The sequence below is a fragment of the Aeromicrobium chenweiae genome, from assembly GCF_003065605.1.
In the GTDB taxonomy this organism is placed as follows: Bacteria; Actinomycetota; Actinomycetes; order Propionibacteriales; family Nocardioidaceae; genus Aeromicrobium; species Aeromicrobium chenweiae.
Genome location: NZ_CP026952.1, coordinates 2,781,123 through 2,793,784 on the forward strand (window position 1 = coordinate 2,781,123; position 12,662 = coordinate 2,793,784).

Consider the following 12,662-nt stretch of genomic DNA (forward strand, 5'->3'; position numbering starts at 1 on the left):
GCCGGTCAGCAATCGGCCGTGATCAGTCCGGCCCGGCACTCGCGCAGGCTGCCCGTCGCGGACCGGAGCGCCTCGGTGAACGCCCCCGCGCTCTGGTAGCGATCCGCCCGGGACTTGGCCAGGGCCTTGGCGAGCACGGCGTCGAGCTCGGCGACCGCGGTGCTGGCCGGAGCAGGCTCCTCGTGGACGTGTTGGTAGGCGACCGCGATCGGGTCACCGACGAACGGAGGTCTCCCGGTCAGCAGCTCGTAGAGCAGGCAGCCGGCGGAGTAGAGGTCGCTCCAGACGTCTGCGGCCTCCCCGCGGGCCTGCTCCGGCGAGAGGTACGCCGGGGTGCCCAGGAACGCCCGGCCCTGGGTCAGCGTCGCGTCCGGATCACCGCTGGTGCGCGCGATGCCGAAGTCGACGAGCTTGACCGCACCGTCGGACGTGACCATCACGTTGGCCGGCTTGACGTCGCCGTGGACCACACCCATCCGATGGCAGAGCTCCAGGGCCGAGAGGAGCCCGACCTGGTGCTGGACCGAGGTCTCGAGCGTGAGCTCGCCCGACCTCAGCAGCTCGCGCAGGGACCGGCCGACCACGTGCTCCATGACGATGAACGGGACGTGCAGCGTGCCCGCCGCTCCTGCGGCGACCTCTTCGTACCCGGTGTCGAGGACGGAGACGATGGCCGGATGGCGGAGACCAGCCATCGTCGTAGCCTCGCGCCGAAACCTGGATCGGAACACCGGGTCGCGTGCCAGGTCCTCGCGGAGCACCTTGATGGCGACGCGGCGGCCCGAGCGGATGTCACGGCCGGCGTGCACGGTCGCCGTCCCTCCGTGCCCGATGGCCTCCCCCACCTCGTACCGTCCGCCGACCACTCGAGTCAGGCCCATGGCCATGGCCCCCTGCGGAACGGACGGATCGCCGGCGAGTGGGCGAGCGTCCCGGTCTGGAGGTCCTCGACGTCGACGAGGGGGCTGACGGGCATGAGCGTTCTCTCTCGGGGATCCTGGCGCGGGCGGCGCTGATCGGTGGGTGCCATCAGGCTCGCACCGGGAACGGCACGCTCGCGTCGGTAGAAGTCCCTGATGTCCTCGCCCGGGGCGGGTCAGGGAAGCCGCATCTCCCTGAGCTGTCGCCGGGACGTGATGCCGAGCTTGCGGAAGATGCTCCGCAGGTGCGCCTCGATCGTGCGGGGGCTCAGGTACAGCTGCGCACCGACCTCGCGGGAGGTCGCGCCCGTCGCCACGAGCCGAGCGACCTGCAGCTCCTGGGCCGTGAGCGCGTCGGTGGCCTGGGCGGTTCGCCGGCGTGGACGCTCCCCCGTGGCCCCGAGCTCCCGGGCGGCGCGTGCGGCGAACGCCTCGGCACCGATGTCCGTGAGCATCTCGTGGGCGGTCCGAAGCTGTTCGCGGGCGTCCTGGCGACGGCCTTCGCGGCGAAGCCACTCGCCGTAGACGAGGTGGGCGCGGGCGAGGTGGCTCGTCATCCGGCAGTCCCGCAGCCGCTTGATGGCCTCGAGGTAGTGCTCCTCGGCGTCCGGCCCGGTGCTGACCAGCGCGCGTGAGCGGGCCGCCAGCCCCTGTCCCCACGCGGTGCCGCTGGCAGCGGCCCGGGAGCAGAGCTGCTCGAGCGCGTCCGCCGCGCGTTCCGGCTCGCCCGCGCGACACGCGGCCTCGACCAGCTCTGACTGCGCCAGGTTGCTGTGCACCAGCGCCGTGGACCGGAAGGCCCGCGCCGCGGCGTCCGCCGCCTCTGCATAGTTGCCCAGCCCGTTGTGGAGCACCGCCATCGCGTAGTGCGACAGATTGATCTCCGTGGCCTTGGCACTGCCGTGGGCTTCTCTCTCGATGGTCGCGCGGATCTCGGTGGTCTCGTCCGCACGGCCGCGCCAGGCCGCGAGGACGAGCTGGGCGTGGAGCAGAGGCAGCGCCCTCGTCGCCGTCGTGATCGCGGTCTGCTGGCCTGCCAGCTCGGCGCGGCCCAGCTGGCCCGAGAGCACCAGCACGATGGACTGGACGAGCAGGGCGGTGGGCAGGGACGCCAGCGCGCCGACCTCGCGCGCGAGGCGGACGTGGAGATCGGCCAGGCCGTGGCACAGCGTGTCGTCGAAGAGCGCCATGGCGGTCCGGCTCGCCAGCCACAGCCAGCGGCAGCTCTCGTCCACGTCCTCTGGGTGTGCGCCGGGGGTGCGGAACGCCTCCAGGGCGGCACGGAGCTCGGGCACGGCTGCCTCGTAGCCCTGCGTGTACATCGTCACCAGGCCGTCGAGCAGCAGGTCCGCCGGCCGTGGGGGCCCCGGTGGAGCGGGAGCGGCCAGGGCCGCTTCGGCCACCTGCGACACATCTGGACCGGAACCCAGACCGCCGGTGACGATCGCCGCGTCGAACGCGCGCAGGTACGTCTCGCGGGACAGGCGGGGGTCGAGCGGAGCGAGCGTCGCGGCCGCGTCCAGGAGCGTCGCGGTCGCGCCGCTCCCCCGCGCGAGCTGGAACGAGATCTGGGCTCTCAACAGGTTCAGGCGCGCACCTTGCAGGGCGTCCAGCGCGCCACCCGCGGCGACCTCCGCGAGCTGCAGGGCAGCACCGGGCGCCCCGGCATCCTGCTTCGCGGCCGCGGCGTCGAGGGTGCGTCTCGTACGAAGCACAGGGTCCGGCGTCAGCTCGGCTGCTCTCTGCAGGAAGGCGGCCGCGGCAGCCCACCCGCCGCGAGCGCGTGCCCGGCCGGCCGAGGCCTCGAGGTCTGCCGCGACCTGCTCGTCGAGACCCAGCACCGACTGCGCCCGGTGCCAGGCACGACGGTCGGGATCGGACGAGTCGGTCGCCGCGGCCAACGCGCCGTGCACCTGCCGCTGGTCCGGTGGGGTTGCGGCCTGGTACACGGCCGACCGCACCAGCGGGTGGGCGAACCGGACGCGAGTGTCGATCTCCAGCAGCCCGGCGGACTCAGCCGAGTCGGCCGCAGAGCAGCTGAGTCCCAGGTGAGCGGCGGCGCGCTCGAACAACGCGGCATCACCGGTCGGCTCGGCTGCCGCGACCAGCAGCAGCTGCTGGGTCTCGGCGGGCAGATCTCTCAAGCGGCGGCGGAAGCTGTCCTCGATGCGGCGCGGGACGCTCAGCACGTGGGGCAGCGCGTACCCGCCGGCCAGCCGTTCAGGCTCGGCGCTGCGGGGAAGCTCCATCAGCGCAAGGGGGTTGCCCCTGGCTTCGGCGACGACCTGGTCACGCACGCCGGCATCCAGCGGTCCGTGGCCTGCCGCGGCCAGCAGCGCGCGAGCATCTGCGTCGCCGAGCCCCTCGAGCCGCAGGCTCGGCAAGCCGGCGAAGGGATCGTCGTCGTGGCCGCCGCCGGGATCCCGCCGCGCGAAGAGCATGATCACCCGCTCCGCGACCAGTCGCCGAGCGACGAAGGCGAGGACCTGCGCTGACGCCTGGTCCAGCCACTGCACGTCGTCGACGATGCACAGCAAGGGACGCTCGTCGGCGACCTCGGACAGCAGGGTCAGGGCGGCGAGCCCGACCAGGAAACGGTTCGGCGCGGCGCCGCCACGGAACCCGAGCGCCACGTCCAGGGCTGCCCGCTGCGGGTCGGACAGGGCACCCGCGCGCTCCAGCATGGGTGCGCACAGCTGGTGCAGCCCGGCGAACGCGAACTGGCTCTCGGACTCCACGCCTGAGGCGTGCACCACCTGGAGGTCCGTGCTGGCCATCTCACGGGCGTGCTGCAGGAGCGCGGTCTTGCCGATGCCGGCCTCCCCGCGCAGCACGATGGCGCCGCTGCGACCGGCCCGTGCCCCGGCGAGCAGCTGCTCGACCACCGCGCACTCCGCGCGTCTGCCCAAGAGGTCCTTCAGTGTCGTCGCCACCTCAGTCCAGCGGCGTTCGTCCGCCCGTCACGGACCACGCCGGAGTTGCCCTCGGATGCGCAGTGTAGCGTCAAACACTGCGGTTCTGGGGCGAATCCGGTCAGCATCTGTGCTGGTCAGGGACCATCTGGCCGGACCAGGCAGCCTGTCACAGCAAGGGCGTCGCCAGCACGTCACCAGGGCAGCGTGCCGTCGCGATCCGTCACCGTTCCGGTCGGGGTCTGCGCCCCGAGCGTCGCGACGCGAACTGCCGCGTCGGCACCCTCCTCGACCGCGTGCCCGAGGTTGCCGGTGAAGTCGGTCGCGGTCTGGCCGGGGTCGACCGCGTTGAACCGGACGTCGGGGACCGTCCTGGCGTACTGCATCGTGAGCATGGTGACGGCCGTCTTGGACGAGCCGTATGCCGCGAGCGGGTACTGCGACTCGACACGATCGGGGTCGTGGATCAGGGTGAACGACCCGACCCCGCTGGTGACGTTGATGACGGACGGCTCGGCGGCTCGCCGCAGCACCGGCAGGAACGCGTTCGTCACCCGGACGACGCCAAAGACGTTCGTCTCGTAGACCTCGCGGATCTGGTCGACGGCCATCTCGTCGGGCGGGGTGACCTCGCCGAGGATGCCGGCGTTGTTGATCAGGACGTCGAGACGGCCGGCCTGTTCGCGCACCGTCTCGACCGCCGCGGCGACGGACGCGTCGTCGGTCACGTCGAGCTGCACGAACGCGGCCCCGAGCTCGGCGGCGGCCTGCTTGCCCCGGTCCGCGTCCCGAGCGCCGATCCAGACGGTGTGGCCCACGGCGATGAGTCGTCGGGCGATCTCGCGGCCGAGGCCCTTGTTGCCGCCGGTGATGAGGGTGATGGTCATGTGGTTCCTCGGTCCTGGTGTCAGTGGGTGGGGCGGAAGGGACGGAGCAGCGTGATGCCGTCCTCGATGGAGCCCTCGATGAGGTCGAGCATCTGTGGGACGAGGTCACGCATGCGTGGCGCGTCCAGATGCGCCTCGAGGTGCTCGCGGCTCTCCCACCGCTCGTAGATCACGAACGCCCCGGGGTGCCCGTCGACCTCGTGGGCCTCGTAGTCGATGTTGCCGGCGTCGTTGCGCGACGGCGTGACAGCAGCGGTGATGAACGCCTTGAGGTCGGCTTCCTTTCCTGTCTTGGCCCGGGTCTCCCAGATGACCGTGACGTAGCCGTTCGGTGTTGCCGTCATGCTCGATTCCTTCTCTGTGGGGTGAGCTTCCAGCCTGGCCGCCGCGGCCCCCGGCAACCAGGGAAGGATCGTGCTACCCAACGACGCGTCCGGACCGGGCAGCCCTCGGAAGGCAGGACGGGGTTGCCCGGACGCGCGAGAATGGGCGCATGCCATCGGACATGCATGCTCTCGCGGACCTCCTGCGCGCCTGGCGGACCCGGCTGGCCCCCGCCGACGTCGGCATCGAGTCGTTCGGCCGCCGCCGCACCAAGGGCCTCCGGCGAGAAGAGCTGGCCCAGCTCGCGGGCGTGAGCGTCGACTACATCGTGCGCCTCGAGCAGGGGCGGTCGCGCACCCCGTCCGCCCAGATCGTGGCGGCCCTGGCCCGGGCTCTGCAGCTCGATAGCACCGAGACGGCCGCGTTCTACCGTGCCGCAGCGCTGGCGCCGCCCGGCTCCGACACCGTCTCGCACCACATCCCGGCGGGCGTCCAACGCATGATCGTGCGGATGTCCGACCTGCCGCTGGCCGTCTTCGCTGCCGACTGGACGCTGCTCCACTCGACCCCGTTGTGGCGATCCCTGTTCGGCTCACCCTCGGTGACGGACGACCCCGCCCAGAACCTCATCGTGCAGACGTTCGTCGAGAACAGCATCGCCGGGATCGCCACCGCGCACGGCGGACCGGCCGCGTTCGAGCGGGCGCTCGTCGCCGATCTGCGACGTACCGCCGCAGCGCACGGCAATGACACCAGCTTCCGCCGGTTCATCGCGGACGTCAGGGCCCAGAGCCCCCGCTTCGCCGCGCTCTGGGACGAGGGCCACGTGGCCGCTCACCAGTCGATGGTCAAGACCGTCCACCACCCCGTCGTCGGCGACATCGTCCTGGACTGCGACGTCGTCACGGTCCCCGACTCCGACATCAAGCTCGTCCTCTACTCGACGAAGCAGAGCGGACCGGACGCCGACAAGCTGGAGTGCCTGAGAGCCGGCGGCGGCCGGGCGACGGTGCGGTCGGACGCCGACTCGGTCGCGGCGGCGCACCCCGGAAACTGAGAAGTCCCGGACCTGCTTTCGCAAGTCCGGGACTTCTTGATCTCCTGCGAGACCACATTGGTAGCGGGGACAGGATTTGAACCTGTGACCTCTGGGTTATGAGCCCAGCGAGCTACCGAGCTGCTCCACCCCGCGTCGCATGCTCCACTTTACAGGTCCACCGCCCGCGAACCAAATCGGGGCCTCGGGGGCAGCGCCTGTCCAGCAGGCGGCACCGGGATGCCGGGCCGGACGGGTCGCCACTAGCGTGGACCGACGTGACCACTCCCCCGACAGCACCCTCCGCCGTGACCGCAGCAACCATCGACGAGGCGGCTCCACGGGTGGCCGACGTGGCCAGCCGGACGCCGCTCGAGCTCAACGCGCGACTGTCCGCGGCGACCGGCGCCCAGGTCTGGCTCAAGCGGGAGGACCTGCAGCCGGTCCGGTCGTACAAGATCCGTGGCGCGTACAACCTGATCGTCCAGCTCGACGCCGAGGCGCGCGGCCGCGGCGTCGTCTGCGCGAGCGCCGGCAACCACGCCCAGGGCGTCGCCCTGGCCTGCCGACGGCTGGGCACGCACGGACGCATCTACGTGCCGGGCACCACGCCCCGGCAGAAGCGCGAGCGGATCGTCACCCTCGGTGGGGCCGACGTCGAGGTCATCGTGGTGGGCGACTCGTACGAGGACGCGTTCCGCGCCGCCCAGCAGGACGCCGCCGACACCGGAGCGGTGCTGGTCCCGGCGTTCGACGACCCGCGCACGATCAGCGGACAGGGAACCGTGGCACCCGAGATCGTCGAGCAGCTGGGACACGCCCCCGACCTCCTGGTCGTGCCGGTCGGTGGCGGCGGACTCATCGCCGGCATGGCGACGTGGATGCACGAACGCCATCCCGCCACCCGCGTCGTCGGCGTCGAGCCCGCCGGTGCGGCCTCCATGGGCGCCGCGCTGGCCGCCGGCGCCCCGACGCCGCTGGCCGAGGTGGACCCGTTCGTGGACGGAGCCGCGGTGGGGACGGCCGGCCGGCACACGTTCCCTCTCGTCCGGGACGCCGGCGCACAGCTCATGACCGTGGACGAGGGCCACGCGTGCACCGAGATGCTGCGGCTGTACCAGTCCGACGGCATCATCGCCGAGCCCGCCGGCGCGCTGGCGACGGCCGCGCTCGACGCCGGTCTCGTGATCGAGCCCGGCTCCACGGTGGTCTGCGTCGTGTCCGGCGGCAACAACGACATCAGCCGGTACGGCGAGGTGCTCGAGCGGTCCCTGATCCACCAGCGCCTCAAGCACTACTTCCTGGTGAGCTTCCCGCAGGAGCCCGGCGCACTGCGACGGTTCCTCGACGAGATTCTCGGACCGGACGACGACATCACGCTGTTCGACTACGTCAAGCGCAACAACCGCGAGACCGGCCCGGCCCTCATCGGCGTCGAGCTCGCCAGCGCCGACGACCTCTCAGGGCTCCTCGAACGTCTCGAGGACAGCCCCCTGGGGGTGGAGCGGGTGGCGCCCGGCAGTCCGTTGTTCCACTACCTGGTCTGACGGGCGCCCCACCCCTACTTCTTCTTGTTCGCTTCCTCGACGGCCCGCTGGGCCTTCTCGACCGCGTCGCCCACCTGGTTCATCCGACGCTGGTAGAGCGCGAGGTCGCCATCCTTCAGCGCGGCCTGGGCCTGGTCGTAGTAGCGCGATGCAGCGTCGAGCAGCTGTGCTGCCGTCTGGTTGCGGCTGTTGTCCGGCTTCTGCGTCGTCGGCGTCTCGTTCGTGTCGTCGTCGGGGTTCGTCCCCTCCTCCAGACCGAGCGCGACCCGCAGCGCCTCGTCCAACGTCTGGCCGAAGCCGACGTCCTTGCCGAACGACGCGATGACGAACTGCAGCACTGGGTAGGAGCCCTCGACCGCGCTGCGCTTGATGTAGACCGGCTGGACGTACAGCAGCCCGTCGCCGACCGGGAGGGTCAGCAGGTTGCCGTAGAGGATCGACGCGGTCTTGGACTGCTGGTACTGCAGCAAGGCCTGCGAGACTCCCTTGTCGGTCTGGAAGTCGTTCGCGATCTGGCTCGGACCCGAGATCTGTGTCTCGCTCGGCAGCTGCAGGATCTGCATCTTGCCGTAGTTCTCGGTGTCCGTCGCCTCGGAGTTGACCGAGACGAACGCCGCCAGGTTCTGCCGCCGGTTGGGCAGGTAGACGCTCGTGACGCTGAACTTCGGCGTGTCCTCGCCCGGCCGTGCCGTCGACAGGTAGTACGGCGGCTGCAGGGCGCTCGAGCTGCTGGGGGCGGTCGGGTCCTCCGGCACCTTCCAGCGCTCACCGTCCTCGTAGAACGTCTGCGCGTCGGTCACGTGGTAGCGCTGCAGCACGTCGCGCTGCACCTTGAACAGGTCGACCGGGTAGCGCAGGTGCTCCAGCAGCGCGTCGGTGATCTCGGTCTTGCTCTCCACGACACCGGGGAAGACCTTCATCCACGTCTTCAGGACCGGGTCCTTGGTGTCCCACTGGTAGAGCTTCACGGTGCCGTCGTACGCGTCGACGACCGCCTTGACCGAGTTGCGCATGTAGTTGACCTGGTCGGTCGGCAGCGCCTTCTGGGCGCGGCCGTCGGTCAGCGTGTCAGCGGTGGCCTCCCGCAGCGAGCGGTGCTCGGAGTACGGGTAGGAGTTGCTGGTGGTGTAGCCGTCGACGATCCACACGACGCGACCGTCCACGACGGCCGGGTACGAGTCACCGTCGACCGTCAGCCACGGTGCGACCTTCTCGACGCGGTCCCGCGGCTCGCGGTCGTACAGGATCTTGGACTCGGAGTTGACCCGGTTCGACAGCACGATGTTGGGCTCGGCGAACTTGAACGCGTACAGCATCTTGTTGAACAGGCCCCCGATCGGGACACCGCCCTTGCCGTCGTACGTGTTCTGGGTCGCGTTGGCCTTGCCGTCCTCGCCGGCTGCGCCGCCACGCGGGATGTCGACCTCGATCGCCTTGGCGCCCTTGGGGCGTCCCACGATGGAGTACGACGGGGACTGCTCGCCGAAGTAGATGCGCGGCGGGGTCGTGGTCTTGATCTCGCCGATCTGCGGGATGTCCTTCGCGGTGAAGACCGGCTCGCCGTTCGGGCCGCGCTGGTTGCCGCGTGCCGCGATGACGCCGTAGCCGTGCGTGTAGACCGTGTGGTCGTTGGCCCAGTTGCGCTGGGTGTCCTGCAGGCCGTTGAGGTTGAGCTCGCGCGCGGCGATGATCGTGTCCTGCGGGACCGTCTCCCCCTCGAGCTTGTAGCGGTCGACGTCGAGCGTGGTGGGCACCGAGTAGTAGCCACGGACCTGCTGCAGCTGCTCGAACGCGTCCGAGATGAGGGTCGGGTCGAGCAGACGCGTGCTGACGCGCGACTCCGCCGACGCGGCCAGCTCGTTGTCGGTGAGGTCGGTCTTGGCCGAGTACGACTCGACCTCGGTGTCCGCGACGTCGTACGCGTTCCTGGTCGCCTCGATGTTGCGGGCGATGTAGGGGCCTTCCTTGTCCGGCTCGGACGGCTTGACCTGGAAGCCCTGCATGACGGCGGGCCAGATCGCGCCGATGAGGATCGAGGTCAGCGCCAGCAGGCCCAGACCGATCGCCGGCAGGGTCCACGAGCGGATGAAGATGACCGCGAAGAACAGCAACGCACAGACGATCGCGACACCGATGAGGATGTTCTTGCCCGGGATGCGGGCGTTCGCGTCGGTGTAGCCGATGCCGTCGAACAGCTTGGAGTTGCCGATGGCGAGGCCGAAGCGGTCGAGGTAGTACGAGATCGCACGGCTCAGGACGCCGAGACCGACGAGCACCGACAGGTGCACCTGCGCGGCGCGGGTCAGCTTGGGGCCGCGGCCGGCGATCCGGATGCCGCCGTAGACGTAGTTGAGGAACAGCACCGCGAGCACCGTGATGACGATCATCGCGAACGAGAACGACGTCAGGAAGCGCCACCACGGGTAGTCGAAGACGTAGAAGCCGACGTCCTTGTTGAACTGCGGGTCCTTGACGCCGAACGACGAGCCGTGGCGCCACATCTTGTACGTGTCCCAGTGGCTCGCGCCCACCGACCCGGAGAACGCCGTCAGGATGATGAACAGCACGATCCCGATCGGCTTGAGGATCGGGGTCAGCGCGAGGCGGTAGCGGTACGCCGGGTCGTCACGGCGCAGCGGCACCGTGTCGGGCCGCGTGCGGTACGCGAGGTAGAGGTTGCCGATCACGAACAGGCCGAAGATCAGGCCCATGATGATGAACAGCGCGACCCGGGAGACCAGGACGCTGCGGAACACGTCGCTGTAGCCGACCGACTTGAACCACAGGCGGTCGGTCCACACGCTGATGAAGATCGAGCCGAGCAGCAGGAGCACGGCCAAGGTCACCAAGGTCGGGATGAGCACGCGCTGGCGTCGCCCCGACCCCGATGGGGGTTGAGGCTGGCGCGGACGCGGTGTTCCGAAGATGTCGCTCACGGGTCTCCTGTGTGAAGGGGTGTCAAAAACTCTATGTCAGGGTGCTGCGGAGGTGCTCGATCAAGCCGGGGACCAGGTCAGGGCCCTCCAGCAGCTCCGCGTCAGCGGGGTCCTTGGCCCGGACCGCGCTGTGGGACCGGCCGTCGCGCATGACGGCGGCCACGAGGCGCACCTCACGACGGTCGGGGTGGTTGATGGCGGCCTCGACGATGGCGTCCGGGTCGTCGGGCAGCGACTCCTCCGCCTCGGGCGGCAGCATGATCCGCTCGATCACGGCGGCGCAGCCGGTGACCGCGTCGGGCCACTCGATCTCGGTCAGCAGGTCCTCGAGCTCGCGGCCCTCGGGCAGCTCCTGCTCGATCGGCGTGATGCTGTCGGGGTCGTCGCTGAGCTGGTCGGCGAGGCCGGGCTCGGCCGCAATGAGATCGGCGGTGGGGACCAGCGCGAAGAGTCGCGGTGGCTGGTCCCACCCTTGCGAGCCCACGTGGGACTCGACCTCGAGCGCGGCCTGGCGGAGCGGGGAGTCGGGCATCAGCTGCATGAGGGGACCTTCGCCTGGGGATCCTTGGCCAGCGCCTCGAGCGAGGAGATGGCGTCGTCGAGCTTGGTGATCTTGACCAGCTTCAGGCCGTCGTCGTCACCGTCGAGGGCCTCGGCGCAGTTGGCCGCGGGCACCAGGAAGATCGTGGCCTTGGCCTTGGCCGCGCCGGCCATCTTCTGGCGGACGCCGCCGATCGGGCCGACCACGCCGTCGGCGGTGATCTCGCCGGTCCCGGCGACCGTCCTGCCACCGGTCAGCTGGCCGGGGGTGAGCCGGTCGTAGATCGCGAGGGCGAACATCGTGCCGGCGCTCGGGCCGCCGATCGCGCGGCCCACGTTGTTGTCGACCTGGATCGGGAAGCTGAACTTCGTCCCGATGGAGATGCCGATCCTCGGCACGTCGGGGTCCTGCGGGTCCGCGCGGGTGACGACCGGGACGGTACGGGCGGCGCCCTTGCGCTCCACGCCGAGCCGGACCGTGTCCCCTGGCTTGACCGATCCGACCGCCTTGACGACGGCGTCGGGGGTCGAGACCTTCGAGCCGTCGACGGTCGTCACGACGTCGCCCGCCTCGAGCTTGCCCTCCGCCGCGCCGCCCTTGATCACTCCCGCGATGACCGGCCGGCCGGGGACGTCGTAGCCCGCGGCGCGGAGCGCGGCGACCTTCGAGGCGTCCTTGGAGCTGTCCAGCTGTGCGGCCGACTCGGCGGACGACTGCTTGGCCGACTCGTTGTCGGGGTAGACCAGCGACTTCGGCACGACCGCGACGTCCTTGTCGGCGTACGACTTGAGCGCGTCGACGATCGACAGGTGCGAGTCCGCACGGGTCACCGAGACGGTCGTGAAGTCCAGGGACCCGGTCGTGGGGTACGTCTTGACGTCGTCGCCGAACGTCAGCAACGGCTTCCCGTTGGTGATCCGGGGCGAGCCCAGGGTGTCGAACGCGGGGCCCGGACTCATCGTCACGTACGGCACGGGGACCAGCAGCGCCACGCTCGTGAGCACGATCAACGAAACCGCCGCCACGACCAATGTCGTGTAGCGACGGCTCAGCGTGGAGGGGTCGGACACACCCCCAGACTAGTGACTCCGGGCAACCCCCAGGACACTCCCCACGATACGCGTCCGGCTAGGCGTGGTGCACCCACTCGGAGTCGCCCGAGGTGAACGTCTGGTGCTTCCACACCGGCACGTCCGTCTTGAGCTCGTCGATCAGCCTGCGGCACGCCTCGAACGCCTGCTCCCGATGGGCTGCGGACGCCGCGACCACCACCGCGAGGTCCCCGATCGTCAGGTCCCCGACCCGATGCACCCCGGCCAGGGCGACGACGTCGCACTCCGCCGCGATCCGCTCGGCCACCTCCCGCAGGCGCGCCACCGCGGTGGGGTGCGAGGAGTAGCCGAGAGCACTGACGCCCTGTCCCCCGTCGTGGTCGCGCACCGTGCCCACGAACAGGCACGTCCCGCCCGCGGTGGGGTCCGACACGGCCGTGTAGACCTCGTCGAGGCTCAACGGGGTCTCACGGATGTCCACCAGGCGTACGGCTGTCATGTCGATTC

10 protein-coding genes and 1 tRNA gene are annotated in these 12,662 nt (G+C 70.5%); 2 read left to right on the plus strand and 9 right to left on the minus strand.

The features are described 5' to 3' along the window. Window positions 1-5 precede the first annotated feature (5 nt). The 4 genes from C3E78_RS13480 to C3E78_RS13495 form a co-directional block, all read right to left on the minus strand. Window positions 6-881 carry a protein kinase domain-containing protein gene (locus C3E78_RS13480; protein WP_108580894.1) on the minus strand — a complete coding sequence of 292 codons (876 nt, stop codon included), beginning with the start codon at window positions 879-881 and terminating at the stop codon, window positions 6-8. A 215-nt stretch (window positions 882-1,096) separates the two neighbouring features. Next, window positions 1,097-3,853: an AAA family ATPase gene (locus C3E78_RS13485; RefSeq protein WP_108579214.1), complete on the minus strand. Its 2,757-nt coding sequence runs from the start codon at window positions 3,851-3,853 to the stop codon at window positions 1,097-1,099. Window positions 3,854-4,026: 173 nt separating this feature from the next. Beyond that, window positions 4,027-4,719, minus strand: coding sequence for an SDR family NAD(P)-dependent oxidoreductase (locus C3E78_RS13490; RefSeq protein ID WP_108579216.1), 693 nt, complete (start codon window positions 4,717-4,719; stop codon window positions 4,027-4,029). A gap of 20 nt (window positions 4,720-4,739) precedes the next feature. After that, a complete protein-coding gene (locus tag C3E78_RS13495; RefSeq protein WP_108579218.1) occupies window positions 4,740-5,063 on the minus strand; it encodes a putative quinol monooxygenase in 324 nt (107 codons plus the stop codon). A gap of 149 nt (window positions 5,064-5,212) precedes the next feature. Between C3E78_RS13495 and C3E78_RS13500 the strand changes: the two genes are divergently transcribed. Next, on the plus strand, window positions 5,213-6,100 hold the full coding sequence (locus C3E78_RS13500; RefSeq protein WP_199906824.1) for a helix-turn-helix domain-containing protein: 888 nt from the start codon (window positions 5,213-5,215) through the stop codon (window positions 6,098-6,100). A 58-nt stretch (window positions 6,101-6,158) separates the two neighbouring features. Here C3E78_RS13500 and C3E78_RS13505 read toward each other — a convergent pair. Further along, window positions 6,159-6,235 (minus strand) — tRNA-Met (locus C3E78_RS13505). Window positions 6,236-6,387: 152 nt separating this feature from the next. Between C3E78_RS13505 and ilvA the strand changes: the two genes are divergently transcribed. After that, window positions 6,388-7,626, plus strand: coding sequence for a threonine ammonia-lyase IlvA (gene ilvA / locus C3E78_RS13510; RefSeq protein WP_235833625.1), 1,239 nt, complete (start codon window positions 6,388-6,390; stop codon window positions 7,624-7,626). Between the two features lie 14 nt (window positions 7,627-7,640). Here the strand turns inward: ilvA and C3E78_RS13515 are convergent, their stop codons facing one another. From C3E78_RS13515 to C3E78_RS13530, 4 genes are all read right to left on the minus strand, one after another. Further along, the gene (locus C3E78_RS13515; RefSeq protein ID WP_235833626.1) at window positions 7,641-10,490 is read right to left on the minus strand and encodes a UPF0182 family membrane protein; all 2,850 of its coding nucleotides are present in this window, start codon (window positions 10,488-10,490) and stop codon (window positions 7,641-7,643) included. A 103-nt stretch (window positions 10,491-10,593) separates the two neighbouring features. Beyond that, window positions 10,594-11,103 carry a PPA1309 family protein gene (locus C3E78_RS13520; protein ID WP_199906825.1) on the minus strand — a complete coding sequence of 170 codons (510 nt, stop codon included), beginning with the start codon at window positions 11,101-11,103 and terminating at the stop codon, window positions 10,594-10,596. Then, on the minus strand, window positions 11,094-12,173 hold the full coding sequence (locus tag C3E78_RS13525; protein ID WP_235833627.1) for a YlbL family protein: 1,080 nt from the start codon (window positions 12,171-12,173) through the stop codon (window positions 11,094-11,096). Before C3E78_RS13525 ends, C3E78_RS13520 begins: the two co-directional genes overlap by 10 nt. A 58-nt stretch (window positions 12,174-12,231) precedes the next feature. After that, window positions 12,232-12,654: a molybdenum cofactor biosynthesis protein MoaE gene (locus C3E78_RS13530; protein WP_108579223.1), complete on the minus strand. Its 423-nt coding sequence runs from the start codon at window positions 12,652-12,654 to the stop codon at window positions 12,232-12,234. Window positions 12,655-12,662: the final 8 nt, after the last annotated feature.

Coding starts and splice junctions, on each gene's coding strand:
- C3E78_RS13480 (WP_108580894.1), bottom strand. CDS start 881: ATGGGCCTGACTCGAGTGGTCGGCGGACGGTACGAGGTGGGGGAGGCC.
- C3E78_RS13530 (WP_108579223.1), bottom strand. CDS start 12,654: ATGACAGCCGTACGCCTGGTGGACATCCGTGAGACCCCGTTGAGCCTC.
- C3E78_RS13490 (WP_108579216.1), bottom strand. CDS start 4,719: ATGACCATCACCCTCATCACCGGCGGCAACAAGGGCCTCGGCCGCGAG.
- C3E78_RS13495 (WP_108579218.1), bottom strand. CDS start 5,063: ATGACGGCAACACCGAACGGCTACGTCACGGTCATCTGGGAGACCCGG.
- C3E78_RS13500 (WP_199906824.1), top strand. CDS start 5,213: ATGCCATCGGACATGCATGCTCTCGCGGACCTCCTGCGCGCCTGGCGG.
- C3E78_RS13520 (WP_199906825.1), bottom strand. CDS start 11,103: ATGCAGCTGATGCCCGACTCCCCGCTCCGCCAGGCCGCGCTCGAGGTC.